At 55.6% G+C, this 19,307-nt stretch carries 10 protein-coding genes; 4 read left to right on the top strand and 6 right to left on the bottom strand.

The annotated features are described in order from the left end of the window. Positions 1-627 carry a response regulator gene (locus E7738_RS15090; protein ID WP_166711893.1) on the bottom strand — a complete coding sequence of 209 codons (627 nt, stop codon included), beginning with the start codon at positions 625-627 and terminating at the stop codon, positions 1-3. Positions 628-856: 229 nt separating this feature from the next. Here E7738_RS15090 and E7738_RS15085 point away from each other — a divergent pair, with 229 nt between their 5' ends. Next, a complete protein-coding gene (locus E7738_RS15085; RefSeq protein WP_394515768.1) occupies positions 857-1,477 on the top strand; it encodes a hypothetical protein in 621 nt (206 codons plus the stop codon). A gap of 176 nt (positions 1,478-1,653) precedes the next feature. Here E7738_RS15085 and E7738_RS15080 read toward each other — a convergent pair whose 3' ends face one another. Further along, positions 1,654-2,001 (bottom strand): hypothetical protein, encoded by a 348-nt coding sequence (locus tag E7738_RS15080; protein WP_394515767.1) that lies wholly within the window; start codon positions 1,999-2,001, stop codon positions 1,654-1,656. Between the two features lie 383 nt (positions 2,002-2,384). On the opposite strand from E7738_RS15080, the gene E7738_RS15075 reads away from it, so the two are divergent. After that, the gene (locus E7738_RS15075) at positions 2,385-3,539 is read left to right on the top strand and encodes an IS481 family transposase (RefSeq protein ID WP_394515766.1); all 1,155 of its coding nucleotides are present in this window, start codon (positions 2,385-2,387) and stop codon (positions 3,537-3,539) included. A 100-nt stretch (positions 3,540-3,639) separates the two neighbouring features. On the opposite strand, the gene E7738_RS15070 is transcribed toward E7738_RS15075, so the two are convergent. Continuing rightward, positions 3,640-4,824 carry a BaiN/RdsA family NAD(P)/FAD-dependent oxidoreductase gene (locus E7738_RS15070; RefSeq protein WP_394515765.1) on the bottom strand — a complete coding sequence of 395 codons (1,185 nt, stop codon included), beginning with the start codon at positions 4,822-4,824 and terminating at the stop codon, positions 3,640-3,642. Positions 4,825-5,064: 240 nt separating this feature from the next. Here E7738_RS15070 and pitA point away from each other — a divergent pair, with 240 nt between their 5' ends. After that, positions 5,065-6,564, top strand: a complete 1,500-nt coding sequence (gene pitA, locus E7738_RS15065) for an inorganic phosphate transporter PitA (RefSeq protein ID WP_021508108.1) — start codon at positions 5,065-5,067, stop codon at positions 6,562-6,564. Between the two features lie 78 nt (positions 6,565-6,642). Here the strand turns inward: pitA and uspB are convergent, their stop codons facing one another. Further along, positions 6,643-6,978: a universal stress protein UspB gene (uspB, locus tag E7738_RS15060; RefSeq protein WP_010618665.1), complete on the bottom strand. Its 336-nt coding sequence runs from the start codon at positions 6,976-6,978 to the stop codon at positions 6,643-6,645. Between the two features lie 422 nt (positions 6,979-7,400). On the opposite strand from uspB, the gene uspA reads away from it, so the two are divergent. Continuing rightward, the gene (uspA, locus tag E7738_RS15055) at positions 7,401-7,838 is read left to right on the top strand and encodes a universal stress protein UspA (RefSeq protein ID WP_021508107.1); all 438 of its coding nucleotides are present in this window, start codon (positions 7,401-7,403) and stop codon (positions 7,836-7,838) included. An 84-nt stretch (positions 7,839-7,922) separates the two neighbouring features. Here uspA and E7738_RS15050 read toward each other — a convergent pair whose 3' ends face one another. Both E7738_RS15050 and E7738_RS15045 read right to left on the bottom strand, forming a co-directional pair. Next, entirely contained in the window at positions 7,923-8,813 is an 891-nt protein-coding gene (locus E7738_RS15050) for an OmpA family protein (RefSeq protein ID WP_394515764.1), read from the bottom strand. A 73-nt stretch (positions 8,814-8,886) separates the two neighbouring features. Beyond that, a complete protein-coding gene (locus E7738_RS15045) occupies positions 8,887-19,023 on the bottom strand; it encodes an Ig-like domain-containing protein (protein ID WP_394515763.1) in 10,137 nt (3,378 codons plus the stop codon). Positions 19,024-19,307 lie beyond the last annotated feature (284 nt).

The raw sequence follows: 19,307 nt of genomic DNA, 5'->3' as shown, positions 1-19,307 counted from the left end.
CTACTCCATATGATTACGATTGGCGAAGGCAAAGAGATCGCGCAGGCTTTTGCAGTGCAATTTCTCCAGCAAACGGCCTTTGTAAGTTGAAACGGTTTTATTGCTGAGATTCATGCGGTTAGCAATGCGCATGTTATCCAGCCCCTTCAACAGATAAGTGAACACCTGAAATTCCTGCGGTGACAGCGATTCCAGCAGCCGGATATCGGGATGAGTGCTGCTCTGTTCCGGTGGTGCATTAATACCGGCTAACGGAAAGTAGCCATAACCATTTTGTGCCGCCCGAATTGCGGTGATGATTTCCGGCAAATTGTCTTTTTTACTGATAAAACCATTTGCGCCACAGCGAATACTCTGTATTGCATAGAAACTCTGATTCTTACCTGAGACGATAATAATAATACCCGGAAAACTCCTGGCGCGCAGAGTTTTTACGACTTCAATACCATTTATCGAGTGAATATCAATATCCATTACGACGATTTCCGGGTAATGCTGATCAACCAGCTCGAGTGCTTCGCGACCATCATCAGTTTCGGCAATTAAGGTATGCCCTTCTTTTTCAAGTAAAAAAGTTACAGCCATACGCGCCATGGGATGATCGTCGACGACGATAAAGTTCGCCATGATTCATTTCCTGTCAGTAGCCAAATATAAACTTCCTCTATCCAACTATTAGACTAATAAATTCAACAAATAATCAATAATAATCAAATAACAAAACGTAGGCCATGTCCTACACGACACCGATGAACAATCCCATATCTTTGTAAGAACATTAATCGTATGATCTTCATGTCGCAATTAATCACCCTGTAAACAATTTCACAAACCGTCATAAAATAAGAGCACAAAAATGGGAATGGATATTCTGTTCAACACTGGTGACGATAATAAACCCAAAAAAATCATTATTGCGCTAAGCTGCAATTTTGCGCAGACCGGTTTACAAGAGCTTTGCCGTTCACTCCCGGGATGTGAAGTGCAAACGATACTGGGTGCGCCAGAAGCGATATCAGATGAGCTCATGTTTAGTTATGCCGATTTAGTGATTACCGACCTGCCTCGTGATGCGGCAGGTCTGGCAGAGTTACTTCTCATTCCTGAATGGTTCAAAGGCAATACGTTGATTTTATTGGATGAAGAGACTACAGCGATGCGTCGCACGCTTCTGGACGCAGACTTCAGTGATGTAGTAATGAAAAAAGAAAATTTAACGACACTACGTCAGGTAATACATAATCTGTTGCAAGCTAAACCTGAATCGGTTGAAGAACAGTTAATCGGGAAAAACGCCCTCATACGTGAAAAACGCGTCATTTGCGCTTTATTACGCGGAGTGAAACCGTCTTTGATTGCCCGAGAGATGGGACTGCACCCACGTGAAATCAGTCGTAGCAAAATTAATTGCCTGGCAAGAAGCGGTTTTTCATCGCTTAATGCCATGCTGGCGTGCGCATCAAGGACATCACAATGATGTCACTTTCAGTTAATAAAATTTTCTTGCGTTAACAGCGCTCGATTTTTAACACGGAGAGAATAATCCGATAACAACAAAATGCTAACTTTAACAGCGCGACACAATTTTGTTGAAGCAGTATCCTTCAGGCTTTAATTTCCCCTGCCATGGCCGTGTCCAAAACAAATTAGACGTTAAATACCACCTATCCATACATCGCCTGTCTGGTCGAACAGGAAAAATTTCCCGGCTGCAGGGCTGATCACCAGCCTTAGCTTACACCTTTGCGGCTGCAGCTCCCCCAGCGCCAGCGTGCGCGCGTCATTGAAATCCGTCACCAGCGCCGGAAAATGCGCCATGCCGTTAATCTGCGCCCGGTACTCGCGCATCATGCCGCGTCGCAGGTGCTGCACATCGTTAGTGAGCCAGCGCGGCAGGCTGTTCGCCAGCTGATGCGCTGCCACCGGCCCGCCGGTGTAAGCCAGCAAACGCACGCGCGCCTGGCGCGGTGGCTGAATAAAGTGGTGAATGAACCAATCCATGTATGCGTCTTTCATCCCTGCGCTTCCCCTGTGCTGACCGGCTGGCCTCAGGCTATTTTAAGGACTGGCAGGTTTAAGGTTAATGAGACCAGGCCTACGCGCCGGTCAGTGCAGTCTGACAAATGGGGGAGATTCTTAGTCGTTTGGGTTTGGGTTTGCCCTCACCCCGGCCCTCTCCCGCAAGCGGGAGAGGGAGCGGTCCGCTGCGGGCGGGGAATGCAGTACGTAACATTTGTTAACCGGGAAGGCGCAGCGAGTGGAAATGTGAAAGGCATGCACCGGCCAGTTCCCTCTCCCGCTTGCGGGTGTACAGTCCGGGGACATCGTGAACACTTGTTCGGGGACATGGTAGACACTTACAACTTAGGCATAAGAACCCGTTTATGGAGTCGCTTATGCCCTGGGATGCGAGAGATACCATGTCATTACGTACTGAGTTTGTTCTGTTCGCCTCGCAAGACGGGGCGAACATCCGCGAGCTGTGCCGCCGCTACGGCATATCTCCCGCCACCGGCTACAAGTGGCTTCGCCGCTGGGATGAGGAAGGACCGTCCGGCCTTCAGGACCGCTCCCGCGCGCCCCGTCACTCACCCAGCCGCTCATCTGACGATATCACTGAGCTGCTGCGTCTGGCGCATGAGCTTCATCAGCACTGGGGGGCCCGCAAGATTAAGCGCTGGCTTGAAGACCGCGGGCACGGCATGCCGGCCTTCAGCACCGTCCACAACCTGATGGCCCGCCACGGCCTGCTGCCGGGCGCAGCGCCGGGCGTCCCGGCCACCGGCCGGTTTGAGCATGCGGCCCCGAACCGGCTCTGGCAGATGGATTTTAAGGGCCACTTTCCCTTTGGCGGCGGCCGCTGCCACCCGCTCACCCTGCTGGACGACCACTCCCGGTTCTCGCTGTGCCTGGTGCACTGCGCTGACGAACGGCGTGAGACGGTACAGGAGCAGCTGGTCAGCGTCTTTGAGCGCTACGGCCTGCCGGACCGGATGACGATGGACAACGGCTCGCCGTGGGGCGACACCACCGGCACCTGGACGGCAGTGGAGCTGTGGCTGATGCGCCACGGCATCCGGGTGGGGCACTCGCGGCCGTATCATCCGCAGACGCAGGGCAAGCTGGAGCGCTTTCACCGCAGCCTGAAGGCGGAAGTGCTGCAGGGGAAGTGGTTCGCGGACAGCGGTGAGCTGCAGCGCGCCTTCGACCACTGGCGGACGGTCTACAATCTCGAGCGCCCGCATGAGGCGCTGGAGATGGCGGTGCCGGCGTCGCGCTATCAGCCCTCATCGCGGCAGTACAGCGGGCGCGTAGCGCCACCGGAATACGACGAGGGCGTGATGGTCAGGAAGGTGGATATCAGCGGGAAGCTGAGCGTAAAAGGACTCAGCCTGAAGGCGGGAAAGGCGTTCAGGGGAGAGCGTGTGGGGCTGAAGGAGACGGGGGAAGACGGTTATTACGAGGTGTGGTGGTACAGCACAAAAGTGGGGGTGATCGACCTGAAGAAAAAGTCGATCACCATGGGTAAAGGATGTTAAAAAGTGTTCACTATGTCCCCGAACACCTGTCTGCCATGTCCCCGGACTGTACAGCGGGAGAGGGTTAGGGTGAGGGAAAAACCACTCGACTATTAAAAAATTAAACCGCCTGCGCGCACGCCCACGCCGAGCTCCACGCCCACTGGAAATTGTAGCCACCGAGCCAGCCCGTCACGTCCACCACTTCGCCGATGAAATAGAGCCCTGGCACGTCGCGCGCTTCCATGGTCTTTGACGACAGCTGCGTGGTATCCACGCCGCCCCGCGTCACTTCGGCGGTGCGATAGCCTTCGGTGCCGTTTGGCTGCACGCGCCACTGGTGCAGCGTGGTGACCAGCTCGCTCTGCTGCTTGCTGTTGAGCTGCTTCAGCGTCACGTCCGGAATCTGCTGCAGCTCCTGCAGCACTTCCACCAGCCGCTTTGGCAGAATCTTCGCCAGGCTATTTTTCAGGCTGAGGTTGGGATGCGCCGCGCGCTGCACGTCGATAAAATCGTCCAGCGCGGTCTCCGGCGACAGATTGACGGTGACAAACTCGCCCGGCTGCCAGTAGCTGGAGATCTGCAGCACCGCCGGACCGGACAGGCCGCGGTGGGTAAACAGCATCGCCTCTTTAAACAGCGTGCCGTCCTGAGCGGTGATGGTGGTCGGCAGCGCCACGCCGGAAAGCGTGTTCAGCTGCTCCAGCAGCGGCTTATGCAGCGTAAATGGCACCAGCGCGGCGCGCGTCGGATGAACGCGCAGGCCAAACTGTTCCGCCACCTTATAACCGAAAGGCGTTGCTCCCAGTCCCGGCATCGACAGACCACCGCTGGCGATCACCAGCTTGTCCGCGCGAACCGCCGAGCCATTCAGCTGCAGCGTATAACCGTCGTCGTCGCGCGCCACGTTCAGCACTTCGCTGCGCAGCCGCAGCGTCACCTGGCCGGCTTCACACTCCTTCAGCAGCAGATCAACAATCTGCTGCGCCGAATCATCGCAGAACAGCTGGCCAAGAGTTTTCTCGTGCCAGGCGATGCCGTGACGATTAACCAGATCGATGAAATCCCACTGGGTGTAGCGCGCCAGCGCCGATTTGCAGAAGTGCGGATTATGCGACAGATACGCCGCCGGTTCGGTGTAGAGATTGGTGAAGTTGCAGCGGCCGCCGCCGGACATCAGGATTTTGCGCCCCGCTTTCTTGCCGTTATCCAGCAGCAGCACGCGACGGCCTAATTGCCCGGCCTGCGCCGCGCAGAACATGCCGGCCGCGCCTGCACCAATGATGATAACGTCAAACTTTTCCACTGCCTTAACCCACCTGATTGAAAGGCGCTGATTGTAGAGATCTGCGGCTTTTCGCGCCAGCGACAAAAAATTGCCGTAAATGTGTCATATTGTAACTTGCTCATTTTGCGGTCTTTTTGCCTTTAATTACCTGCCGGATGACAAATTTAAGACAAAAAAGAGCTATATTTTTCTTTCCCATAGCGCACGTTGTCGCAGATAATGCGCCGCGTTCATGTCCTCCAAAATGGCGTAACGTTTATGCTACATCTGTTTGCTGGTCTTGACCTAAGCACCGGCCTGTTATTGGTTCTTGCTCTGCTGTTTGTGTTGTTTTACGAAGCAATCAACGGCTTTCACGACACTGCCAACGCGGTCGCTACAGTCATTTACACCCGTGCGATGCGGGCGCAACTGGCGGTTGTGATGGCCGGTGTGTTCAACTTCTTAGGTGTGCTGCTCGGCGGTTTGAGCGTGGCTTATGCCATCGTGCATATGCTGCCAACCGATTTGCTGTTGAATGTCGGTTCGGCGCATGGGCTCGCCATGGTGTTCTCCATGCTGCTGGCGGCGATTATCTGGAACCTCGGTACCTGGTATCTCGGCTTACCGGCGTCCAGTTCGCACACGCTGATCGGCGCCATCATCGGTATTGGTCTCACCAATGCGCTGATGACCGGCACGTCGGTGGTGGATGCGCTGAACCTGCCGAAAGTCATCAATATTTTCCTCTCCCTGATTCTGTCGCCGATTGTTGGTCTGATCATTGCGGGTGGCCTGATTTTCCTGCTGCGTCGCTACTGGAGCAGCACCAAGAAACGGGCTCGCATCCACATGACGCCTGCTGACCGCGAGAAGATCGACGGCAAGAAAAAGCCGCCGTTCTGGACGCGTATCGCGCTGATTGTCTCCGCCATTGGCGTGAGCTACTCGCACGGTGCCAACGACGGTCAGAAAGGCATCGGCCTGATCATGCTGGTTCTGATTGGCGTCGCGCCGGCGGGCTTTGTGGTGAATATGAATGCCTCCGGTTATGACATCACCCGTACGCGCGACGCGGTGAACCATCTGGAGCAGTATTACCAGCAGCACGGCCAGTCGCTGACGCACATCGTGCAGATGGCGCCACCGGCGGTGCCGACGCCGGAAGAGTCGCTCGGCGGCCCGCAGGAGTTCCATTGTGACAGCTCCCGTGCGCTTGATGCGATTAACCGTGCGCAGGGTCTGCTGGGTAATCTGCAGAGCTACAGCGATCTCACGCCTGACCAGCGCGGTCAGATGCGCCGTCTGCTGCTGTGCATCTCCGACACCGCGGACAAAGCCGCTAAGCTGCCGGAGACCAGCGCCGACGATAAGCGCTTCCTCAATAAGTTGAAAGGCGATCTGCTCGGCACCATCGAGTATGCGCCGGTATGGATTATCGTGGCGGTCGCGCTGGCGCTCGGCATCGGTACCATGATTGGCTGGCGCCGCGTGGCGACCACCATCGGCGAGAAGATTGGTAAAAAAGGCATGACGTATGCGCAGGGCATGTCGGCCCAGGTAACGGCGGCGGTGTCGATTGGTATCGCCAGCTACACCGGGATGCCGGTTTCGACCACGCACATTCTGTCATCGTCGGTTGCCGGTACCATGCTGGTAGATGGCGGCGGTCTGCAAAGCCGCACCATCAAAAATATCGCGATGGCCTGGGTATTCACCCTGCCGGTGTGTATTTTGCTGTCTGGCTCGCTGTACTGGATTGCGCTGAAGCTGATTTAACGCTTCAGCGTTGCAGGGTTCTGTCTTGGTGCGTTGCGAATACAACACAGCGCGCCGCGACAGAACCCGCTCCCCTTCTCAGTGCCAAATCGCTAAGGCGATCAGGCTCACCACCACCAGAAAACACAGCCCGCTGGTCAGAACAAACTGACCGCGCACCCGCTCGCAGCGACGAATAAATTCATCGTCGTGATGATCGCGATAGCGTTTCTCCCAGATATAGCGTACCAGCCGCACCTGCTTGCTCGGCTGACCGTGGGACGTAAAGAAACCGGCACCATCAACATACTGATACAGCAACGGATCGCACCCGCGCAGCACCGCCAGCAGTGAGCGCAACGATGAGAAGTAACGCGCCATATTCACCAGACAAACCACACACAGAGCCCAAAAAAGCGCGATAGTGCTGATCATGTTCCCCTCCCGGCTGGAGCCGCAATGACGTTACGTGCAGCGGGGAAAAGCTGCAGACGCCCCACGGGAAATAAGCCAGCCACAGATGAATCGAATTGCATTGTTGTTATGCGGACCTGAGCGCGCTACCCGGACGGGAGTGGCCCTCATTTTCAGTGTAGGAGATCTGTTTAAATTTTTTCCAGCGATGATTTTCGTTCAGCGCGAGCGAAAAAAGCGATAAGCCATGATCTGACTCACAGCCGGGCTTCGGTTTGCAGCATTTGCTACCTACTCTGGCTATACTCGGGATATAACAATTATTCGCCTGCGTGGCTGACATTGTGGTTGGTGGCGCTTCATCGCCGTTACGCGCAAAGGATTACGCCAGCCGAACGGCACAAATTCGGGTTGCCCCAGAATCTTGAGAAAGGAGTTTTATCATGGCTTATAAACACATCCTGATTGCAGTAGACCTTTCCCCGGAAAGCCAGTTACTGGTTGATAAAGCGGTATCACTGGCCCGTCCTTATGATGCAAAAATCTCGCTGATTCACGTTGATGTGAACTATTCAGATCTCTACACCGGGCTGATTGACGTCAACCTCGGCGACATGCAGAAGCGTATTTCGGAAGAGACACACACCGCGCTGCGAGAGCTCTCCACCAACGCCGGTTATCCGATTAGCGAAACCCTGAGCGGCAGTGGCGATCTCGGCCAGGTGCTGGTGGACGCGATTAAAAAATACGATGTCGATTTGGTGGTGTGCGGCCATCATCAGGATTTCTGGAGCAAGCTGATGTCGTCGGCGCGCCAGCTGATCAATACCGTGCATATCGATATGCTGATTGTGCCGCTGCGCGACGAGGAAGAGGAATAACCAGTAAAAAAGCCCCTCGGACCGAGGGGCAAAAGACTGCAATAACAGAACAACTACAACATGGCTTAGGGAAATTCCTGACGCTTACGGCTGTTGGTTCAGCGCCACCCGTACGACGACCCGGCGATTCGGCGCGTTACAGGCAATCTGTGCGGCGCGCGATCCTTCACAATACTCCACCACCGGTTCACTGCTGCCCGCGCTGCTGGCGCGGATCACCGTGGCTGGCAGGCCGCCGTCAATCAGCATCTGGCGTACCGTCGCAGCGCGCTGCTGACCGAGCTGGCGGTTGGCGCTGGCGTTACCAATCGGGTCGGTGTGACCAATCACTTCAAGGCTCTTCAGCTCGGCGCGATCGCGCTGCAGCTCGGCAATCAGTGCGCCAACCGCGCGGCGGCCAGCGGCGGAGATATCGCCAATGGACGATTTGCCAAAGTTAAACAGCACGTCACCGGCCAGCACGTAGTCTTTGTAGCTACGCGGCGCGAGGTTGTCACACTTCACCACCGCTGACGCACGTGACAGCGCGTGGATCTGCTGCTGCGCCCCGTTGAGTTCCCGCTCCGCCTGCTGGCGACTGACCACCTGCGGCTGGCCAGTGGTGACGTTGCCGAGGCGCACAAAGTAGGTGGTGCCGCCGGCAAAGTTGTCGCGCCACGCCTGGGCGCGCTTACCGCTGTAGCGCGGCGCGTCTTTCATGTAGTTATCCAGCGAGTGGCTGCCCGGTTTGAGGCAGAAGACGCTGAAACCGCCCGGCAGCAGCGCGGTCTGGAATTCGCCATCGACATACACGTGCGCCGCATCGTTGCCGGTTTGCGCGAGGGTGCGGTAGTACACCACCTGGGTCTGCGATGCCGGCACGCCGCTCACCGACTGATACAGTTCGCCGAACGGTTTCGCCGCCAGTGCAGTATGACTAAAAGTGGCGGAACCGGCCAGCAGTGCGGCCAGCAGGGTAAGGCTGAAAGTTTTCATAACTCCTCCACGGGTGCCCAACAGGGCACCCGATTAGTATTGATGGTTAACAGGTTAAAAAAGCCACGGCTGATTAATGATTATCCAGTTCGACTTTTACCCCCTGCTGCACCAGCAATTCCCCTTCCACTCCGCTGTGACGATATACTTCATAAATTTCTCCGCCCTGCGTGATTGTTCCTGCAATCTTAGTCCAATCTCCTAAATCGGTGCCATCCTTAAACAAATCAGAGAGTTTCACTTCATTATTTATCGGATCTTTTACATGAAAATAATTTTGAGAAAGTGAAAAATCATTTTTACTTACCTCATCAATTAAGATGTCATCCAAGTATATTTCATTGATTTTTATTGATTGATCATCAACTATAAAATCATCTTGCTCGATATCCACAAATCCATTACTTCCCAGTAAGGAGTTGTTCTCACGCCCCCATACTAAATCATCTATAAAAAGACCATAATCTGCTGCTGCACCAGTCCCAGGAACCTCACCTCCAACAGTCACCTCCATATAAGCAATAATTTTATCAGCTGAAGCAGTAAAACTTTTGTACTGCTTATTAGGACTAGCATTACTTATATCTTGTTTTCCTAATGAATTACCATATTCATCATAAAATGTAATCGATGTTCCAGGGGCATGAACCTGACCTATTGTGTAACTTACCTTCTGTGTTCCTCCAAAATCAATCCGTGTTTTTGAATAGCCGTTTAACAATAATGCTGCGCCATACTGACCATAATATAATGCACCATCAGGATAAAATCCCGTTTTAAAATGGTCAGTACCTGAAACCCCTGAGGTACGCCCAACATCAATGAATGTTAATGTAAGTCCTGATGACGTTTTATATGTCCCGCCATTTGAGAAGGTGCGTGCAGGGACATTATCCCAGTTATCAGAACCAGACGTAATATCAGGACTAATTGATACTGACCAACCAGCAGAGCTAGCTGAGTTACCTGCTTTATCTGCGGCTTGTACGGTAAATAAATGATTACCATTGTTCAGGGCTATAGAGGGCGTGAAACTCCACTCACCATTAATACCAGCTGTAATCGAGCCAATTATCTTTGAACCATCATAAATCGTTACCACACTGCCTGCTTCCGCCTTGCCCGACAGGGTCGGCGTGGTATCGTCGGTTTTGCCGCCGTTAGCCACATTACCGGTTTTGCTGCCGGCGTTGTCATACACCGTATCGATGGTCGGGGTGCTGATGACCGTATCAACGGTGATATCCCAGGTCACAGCCTCACCGCTGCTGTTGCCAGCGCTATCACTGGCTTTGGCGCTGATGTGATGCAGGCCATCCGCCAAATCAATGCCCGGTACAAAGCTCCAGTTACCGCTGCCATTGGCGCGGGCGCTGCCCATGGCGATGCCATCAATGTAAACCGTCACCAGACTGTTAGCCTCGGCGGTGCCGTTGAGGGTCGGGCGCTTGTCGTCAGTGAAGCCATTTTTGTCGATGTTGCCCTTAATGCTGCCGACATCATCTTCAATGGTGACAATGACCGGTGCGTTTGGTGCCACGGTGTCTACGGTAATGTTCCACGCCGCGGTCTGGCCGCTGGTGTTGCCCGCGGTATCGGTGGCGGTGGCGGTGATGCGGTGCAGGCCGTCCGCCAGATCGCTGCCCGGGGTAAAGCTCCAGTTACCGCTGCCATCGGTGCGTACCGTACCGGCAGGCGTGCCGTCGATATATACGGTAACGATACTGTTGACCTCGGCGGTGCCGCTGATAGTCGGCCGCTTGTCATCGGTAATACCGTTATTAAGCACATCACCGGTGATGCTGCCGGCGTCATCGTAGACGCGGACAATCGCTGGCAGGTTTGGCGCCACGGTATCAACGGTTATCGCCCACGGCTGGGTTGGATAGCTGGTGTTACCGGCCGCGTCAGTGGCGGTGACGGTAAACTCATAGCGTCCGTCAGCCAGATCGCTGCCCGGCGTAAAGCTCCAGTTGCCGCTGGTATCAGCTTTCACCGAGCCTACTGCATCTTCACCAATGTAAATGGTCACCAGGCTGTCACGCTCGGCGGTGCCATTAAGCGTTGGCCGCTTATCATCAGTCACGCCGTCGCGCTTAATCTCACCGGTCACGCTGCCGACGTTATCCATAATGCTGGTGAGCACTACCGGATTCGGCGCCTGGGTATCGACAATCACCGGCCAGACGTCAGACGGTGCCGAACTGTTGCCCACCGGATCGGTCATCACCACGGTGAAGTTGTGCGTACCATCGTTAAGCGGCGTAGTCGGGGTAAAGCTCCAGCGCCCGTCGTTGCCAACGGTGACCTCACCAATTGGCGTACCATTATCGATGATGGTGACCTTATCACCTGGCGTACCGCGGCCGGACAGGGTTGGCGTGGTGTCATCGGTATAGCCGCCTTTGTCAATTGGCCCCTGAACCGTGCCGACGTCGTCGCTGACGGAATCAATCACGCCCTTATTCGGCGCGGTGATGTCAATCAGCAGATCGAACTGACTGGTTGGCTCACTTTCGCCGTGTGCTTCAGTGGTCGCCGTCACGGTCAGGGCATGCGAACCTTCGCTGAGCGCTGTGCCTGGCGTGAAGTTCCACTGGCCTTGCGCGTTAGCGCTTACCTGACCAATCAGCTTGCCGTTGTCATAAATTTTGACCAGCGCGTTCGGCGTCGCGGTGCCGTACAGCGTTGGCGTGGTGTCATCGGTGGCCTGGCCGGAACTCAGATCGCCTTTGACACTGCCGGCGTTGTCTTCCACGCGGGTCAGCGCTACCACCACCGCAGAAGTATCGACGGTAAAGTCAATCGCCCCGCCAATCGGGCCCTGGTTACCGGCGAGATCGACCGGCTGCGCGGTGAAGCTGTGCTTGCCATCCGTCAGCGGCGTGCCCGGGGTAAACGTCCAGTTACCGCTGTCATCGGCGACCGCTCTGCCCAGCTCTTTGCCGTTGTCGCGCACAATTACCGTAGCGCCCGGCTCAGTTTTACCGCTAAAGGTCGGCGTGGCATCGTCGGTGGTCTCGCCGCTGCGAATCGGCCCCTGTACCTGGCCGACATCATCCGTCAGTACCGGATTGATGATGTTGCCTGGCGCCGTGGTATCCACTTCAATCGGATAGACGCCGGTTTCCGGGCTGACGTTGCCGGCAGCATTGGTGGAAGTCGCGCTGATGTTATGCACGCCGTCACGCAGATCGCTGGCTGGCGTATAGCTCCAGTTACCGTTGGCGTCTGCCGTTACCGTGCCCAGCTTAATGCCGTCTGCATAAAGCGTAACGAGGCTGTTCGGCTGTGCGGTACCGTTAATGGTTGGTCGTGCATCGTCGGTGACGCTTCCCTTCTGCACCAGGCCCTGAATGTCTCCTACGTTATCCATTACGCTGGTAATCGCCGGCGCATTCGGCACACCGCCGCTGATCAGGCCAAACTCAAACTTGTCTGACGACTCGCTTACGTTACCAGCGGCATCTACCGCTTCCGCTGTCAGCGCATGGGCACCGTTGGCCAGCGGTAACGGTGGCTCGAAGCTCCAGTTGCCTTTGCCGTCAGTGCGGGTTGAGCCTATCAGCACGCCATTGTCATAAATATTCACCAGACTATCGGCTTCAGCGGTACCGCGTACCGTCGGTGTCGCATCATCAGTGGTGTCGCCTGCAGCGATTGGTCCACGGCGATCGCCCTGATCGTCATACACTTCAGTGATCGCTGGCTTGTTCGGCGCCTGCGTATCAACAGTCACAATGTACGGATCGGACGGCTTACTGCTGTTGCCCGCCGGGTCGGTGATCACGGTTTCAAATTTGTGCTCACCGTCGTTGAGCGGAGTTTCCGGCGTGAAGGTCCACTTGCCATTTTCGCCAATTACCGCGCTGCCGATGGTTTCACCATTATCGATAATGGTTACCACGTCGCCCGGCTTACCGCCGCCAGTCAGCGTTGGGGTGGTATCGTCAGTCGCGCCGCCGTTGTCCACGGTGCCCTGCTCTGTACCCACATCGTCACGGACATCCTCAATGCCCGCGTTGTTCGGTGCCGTAACATCAATAGTGATATCGAAGGCGGCTGTGGCCTCACTCTCGCCGTGTGCTGGCGTGGTGGCGGTCGCCGTCAGGCTGTGCGGCCCTTCGCTCAGCGCAACGCCAGGCGTAAAGCTCCAGCTGCCGTCTTTGGCTGCCACCGTGCTGCCAATCAGCTGACCGTTATCGTAAATTTTCACCAGCGCGTTGCCGGTAGCGGTGCCTTTCAGGGTCGGCGTGGTGTCATCCGTCGCCTGACCGGACGTGAGATTACCGGTAATGCTGCCCGCATCGTCATACACCTGAGTGATAGCAATCACCACTTTGGAGGTGTCTACGGTGAAGTCAATGGCGTCAGTTTCCGGCCCTTTGTTACCGGCCTTATCCACCGGCTGAACGGTAAAGCTGTGGTCGCCATCCGCCAGCGGCTGATCCGGCGTGAAGCTCCAGTTACCGTCTTTATCGGCTACCGCGCGCCCCAGCTCTTTACCGTTATCGCGCACGATTACCGTCGCGTCCGGCTCGGTTTTACCTTTAAAGGTTGGCGTCGCGTCATCGGTGATGTCGCCGCTGTTAATCGGACCCTGCACCAGGCCAACGTCGTCAATCAGCTGATTACCTTTGCTGGCTTCTGGCGCGGAGGTATCGATATCAATTGGATACGCCCCGGTTTCCGGACTGATATTACCGGCCGCGTTAGTGGCGGTAGCAGTGATGTTGCGCACACCATCCGCCAAATCGCTGTCCGGCGTAAATGACCAGTTCCCGGCGTCATCGGCCTGGGTGCTGCCCACAGCTTTGCCATCAACCAGCAGCGTAACGATGCTGCCCGGCTGGGCGGTACCGTTGATGGTCGGACGCGCGTCGTCGGTCAGACCGCCTTTCTGGATTGCACCCTGGATGTCACCTACGTTGTCCATCACGCCAGTGATAGCCGGTGCCGTTGGCTTACCGCCGGCTGCCAGCGAGAAGTCAAACTTCTCTGATGGCTCGCTAGCGTTGCCCGCCGCGTCGATCGCTTCCACGGTCAGCGAGTGTGCGCCGTTAACCAGCGGTTTGCCCGGTTCGAAGCGCCAGTTGCCCTGCCCGTCAGCGCGCACGCTACCGATCAGTTCACCGTTGTCATAAATTTTCACCAGGCTGTTGGCTTCCGCAGTGCCCTTCACGGTAGGAATGCTGTCATCGGTGGTATCACCGGATTTCAGCGCACCGGTGCGATCGCCCTGGTCATCAAACACTTCGGTAATCGCTGGCTTGTTCGGCGCCTGCGTATCAACAGTCACAATGTACGGATCGGACGGCTGGCTGCTGTTGCCGGCCGGATCGGTGATCACGGTTTCAAATTTGTGCTCGCCGTCGTTGAGCGGCGTTTCCGGCGTGAAGGTCCACTTGCCGTTCTCGCCAATTACCGCGCTGCCGATGGTTTCACCGTTATCGATAATGGTCACCACATCGCCCGGCACGCCTTCGCCTACCAGCGTAGGCGTGGTGTCGTCAGTAATGCCACCGTTGTCGACCGGGCCCTGCACCGTGCCCACGTCATCCTGTACGCTATCAATACCGCCCACGACTGGCGGGGTCAGATCGATGGTGAGGTCAAAAGGTGACGACTCGGCGCTGGTTCCGGCGGCGTTTGTCGCCGTAGCCGTAAAGTGATGTTCACCTTCCGCCAGCGCAACATCTGGCGTAAAGCTCCACTCGCCTTTGTAGTTGGCTTTTGCGGAACCGATGAGCGTGCCGTTGTTATAGATATGAATCAGTGCGTCTGGCGTCGCCGAACCGTTGAGGGTTGGCGTGGTGTCATCGCTGACCGCACCGCTGGTCAGGTTGCCCGTGACAGAACCCGCATCGTCATAGACGCTATTGATGGTCACCAGCACCGCAGAGGTATCGACAATGAAGTCAACTGGCTGGCTTTCCGTACCTTTATTACCGGCTTTATCAACTGGCTGCGCAGTGAAGCTGTGATCGCCATCCGCCAGCGGCTGGTCCGGCGTAAAGCGCCAGTTGCCGTCTTTACCGGCGACCGCGCTGCCAATCGGCTGGCCGTTGTCGCGGATAATAATGGTCGCACCCGGCTCGGTCACACCGCTGAAGGTTGGTTGCGCGTCATCCGTAGTATCGCCGCTATTAATCGGCCCCTGAATGTCGCCAACGTCATCCGTCAGCTGATTGTCGCTGCTGGCATCTGGCGCGGTGGTGTCAATCACAATCGGATAGAGGCCAGTTGACGGACTGATATTACCGGCCGCGTTGGTCGCGGTGGCACTCAGATTGCGCAGGCCTTCGGCCAGGTCACTATCCGGCGTGAATGACCATTTGCCTGCGGCATCGGTCAGGACGGTCCCCAGCACTTTACCATCGGCATACACGGTGACTACGCTGTCCGGCTGCGCGGTACCGTTAATGCCAGGACGGACATCATCGGTCACGCCGCCTTTTTCGATTGCGCCCTGCACATCTCCGACGTTGTCCACTACGCCAGTGATCGCCGGTGCGGTCGGCGCGCCGCCGGCCTCCAGCATGAAGTCAAAGTTGTCGGACGGTTCGCTAACGTTACCGGCCGCATCGACCGCTTCCACAGTGAGTGAATGCGCGCCGTTCAGCAGCGGTCGGGTTGGCGTGAATTCCCATTGGCCTTCAGCATTCGTGACAGCTGAACCCACCAGCTGGCCATTGTCATACAGATTGACCAGACTACCCGGCTCCGCTTCGCCGCGCACGGTCGGCTGGGCGTCATCCGTCACCTCACCCGGATTGAGTGCACCCTGCTTATCACCTTGATTATCATATACTTCTTTAATTACAGGTTTTTCTGGCGCCTGCGTATCCACGATAATGGTGTAATCGTCAGACGGTGAGGATTCATTACCTGCCGGATCTGTCACGATGATGCCGATATTGTGTTCGCCGTCTTCCAGCGGCTCTTCCGGGGTAAATTCCCACTTGCCATCGTCACCGATCACGGTGCTGCCGATTGGATTACCGTTGTCGATGATAGTTACTACGTCACCCGGTGTGCCGCCACCGCCGATGGTCGGCTGCGTGTCGTCGGTTGATTCTCCGTTTTCGATCGGCCCGGTTTCGTTACCGACATCGTCAATGATATCGCCGATTTCCGGTTTCGCGGGTGGGGTGGTATCCACGATGACAGTGTAAGGATCGGACGGTTCGCTGGTGTTACCCGCCGGATCGGTGATTATGGTTTCAAACTCGTGTTCACCGTCGTTGAGGGGCGTTTCTGGCGTGAATTCCCACTTGCCGTCATCACCGATGACGGTACTACCGATGGTTTCGCCGTTATCAATAATGGTCACCACGTCACCCGGCGTGCCGCCACCAACCAGCGTTGGCGTGCTGTCATCAGTCACCTCGCCGCTTTCAACGGGTCCCTGAACGCTACCTACGTCATCCTGCACCTCGTCAATGCCGTCGTTGCCTGGGTCAGTGATATCAATGATCAGATCAAACGGTGCGGTCGGTGCGCTGACGCCATTGGCTTCGGTCGTCGCCGTGGCAGTAAAGCTGTGTTCGCCTTCATTCAGCGGCTCCGCTGGTGTAAATGACCATTCGCCCTTGTAATTTGCCAGCGCGGAGCCAATCAGCTCACCGTTGTCATAAATATGGATCAGCGCGCCTGGCGTCGCTGAACCATTGATGGTCGGCGTAGCATCGTTAGTCACGCCACCTTTTTGCACGTAGCCAGCTTCGCCTGCGTCGTCATAGACGTTGATAATCGTCACTTCAACACCAGAGGTATCGACGATGAAGTCGACTGGCGCGCTTTCTTCACCTTTGTTACCGGCGTTATCTACCGGTTGTACGGTAAAGCTGTGATCGCCTTCGGCTAGCGGTTGTTCCGGGGTGAATGTCCAGTTACCGTCTTTGTCCGCGACAACGCGGCCAATTTCTTCACCGTTATCACGGATAATTACCACAGCGCCCGGCTCAGTTTTACCGTCAAAGGTTGGCGTGGCGTCATCAGTGGTATCGCCACTGTTAATCGGGCCCTGAATCGCGCCGACATCATCAGTCAGGGTGTTGTCGCCGCTATTTTCTGGCGGGGTAGTGTCAATGATGATCGGATACACGCCGGTCTGCGGACTAATGTTGCCCGCCGCATCGGTAGCAGTAGCGGACAGCTGATGTTCACCTTCAGCCAGGTCCACTTCCGGTGTAAAGCGCCAGCGGCCGTTTTCATCAGCGGTGGTGGTGCCCAGCAGCACATCACCGTCATAAACGGAAACGGTATAGCCTGGCTGCGCCGTGCCATGCACGGTTGGGCGGGTGTCATCGGTGACACCGTTTTTCGCGACGTTGCCCTGAATATCACCCACATCGTCCAGCACACCAATAATCGCCGGCGCGCTTGGCACACCACCGGTGATCAGGGTGAAATCAAAGCTGTCAGACGTTTCGCTGACGTTACCCGCCGCGTCAGTTGCTTCTGCCGTGAGAGAGTGTCCGCCATTGCTGAGCGGTTTGTTCGGAGTAAATTCCCAGTTGCCTGCGGCGTCTGCACGCGCGGAGCCAATCAGCACGCCATTGTCATACAGGTTAACAATGCTGCCAGCTTCAGCCTCGCCTTTTATGGTCGGGAGCGCATCATCGGTCGTATCGCCCGGCTGCAGTTCACCCTGCTGTTCACCCTGATTGTCGATAACCGCAACAATGCGCGGCTTATCCGGTGCCTGGGTATCGACAATAATGGTGTAATCATCTGAAGGTGCAGACTCGTTGCCGACCGGATCGGTGATGATGATACCGATGTTGTGCTCACCATCTTCCAAGGGTTGTTCCGGCGTAAACTCCCACTTGCCGTCATCACCCACGACAGTGCTGCCAATCGGCTTGCCGTCATCAATAATGGTTACCACGTCGCCAGGCGTGCCGCCGCCGCCGATGGTAGGAGTCCTGTCGTCGGTGCTGCCGCCGTTGTCTACCGGTCCGACAATGCTACCCACGTTGTCAGTGACTTCACCAATGCCCGGATTTACCGGTGCCTGCGTATCAATAGTGATGATGTGAGGAGCAGAGGGCAGGCCGATATTACCGGCACGGTCGGCAGCTACCACGGTGAATGCGTGCTCACCATCAGCCAGTGCCGTTGCAGGGGTGAAGGTCCAGTTGCCGTTGGCATCAGTCAGTGCTTCACCGATTTTTTCACCGTTGTCGTAGATCGATACGGTACTGTACGGTTCCGCTTTGCCGGAAAGGGTCGGCGTATTGTCATCGGTGGCCTCGCCGTTGGCAATCAACCCGGTGAGCGAACCGTGATCGTCGAATACGCTGTCCAGCGTCGCCTGTGCTGGCGCTTTGAGATCGATAATTAGCTCAAACGGTTCGGAAGGCTGGCTGGTGTTACCCTTACCGTCGCGTTCAATCACCGTAAAGCTATGGTCGCCTTCAGCCAGCGCCGTGCCTGGCGTAAATGTCCAGTTACCGTCCTGATCGACAATGGCTTCACCAATTTTTGTGCCGTTATCCCAGATCTCAACAGTATTACCAGGATTGGTGCCGGTGCCGCTCAGAGTTGGCGTCGCGTCATCGGTATAGTCGCCGCTGGCCAGCGGTCCCTGAATGGCGCCCACGTTATCCGTCACCGCATCAATGGTTGCGCCTCGCGTGAATACCGGATCAGGCAGATTCCCGCCTTCACCCTCACCTGACTTACCGTGATCTTTTTTGTGATTGTGATAAATGATGCCTGCCGCTGCACCAATAGCGCTGAGTAAACCCAGGCCTAACAACATCGGATTAATCAGACCATTTTCGGCAATCAGCAGATTATCCAGCCCCGGGACGGAATCTGACCCGAGTACCAGCGCTGAATAATCGCCATCAGCAAGCGCTGCAGCTTCGTGATCATCACGCGCATCAGAGGCGATGTATTCATGGAAAGCGTTATCTTCTGCTTTACCAACCAGCTGGCCAGGGTAAACAAAAAAATCCTCAATGATGAGGTCGGGTTTATCCAGATCGCCATCCTCCAGGATAACCCAGAGACTTTTGCCTACGCGCTTGACGGTGATGTTTTCAGGTGCAACACCCTTCTCACCTTCAGCAAGGATATATTTCCCATTGGCAATGGCTTTGATTTTTACTGGTTTTCCATTTTTACCGTTGCGAAGCACCTGCGCTTCGACAACCGTTTTTTTGTCTACAACGGCGACATTAACGGGGATGGCGTTCATAATTTATTTAGTCCATGTATTTTAATAGTCACGCTAAACAACCAGGTTAGCGTTGAGAAATTTCCCGGATGAGAGAGCACAATGAAAGCCCCATCCTTAACGCGGAAATAATATCAACAAGGACCGCACTTTCTTATTGAGACATGTCGCAAAACAAATCCAGATAAAAAATACAGATAATTAATTTTATCAATGACTTAAATAAATATTAAGATTAATCTCTTAGGGGAAAAATCTTATATAGCCGGATGTTTATCAGTAATTTCACCCTTAAAAACAAAAAA

The organism is Pantoea sp. SGAir0430 (genome assembly GCF_043549295.1).
This window is presented reverse-complemented; position numbering and strand designations above follow the sequence as displayed.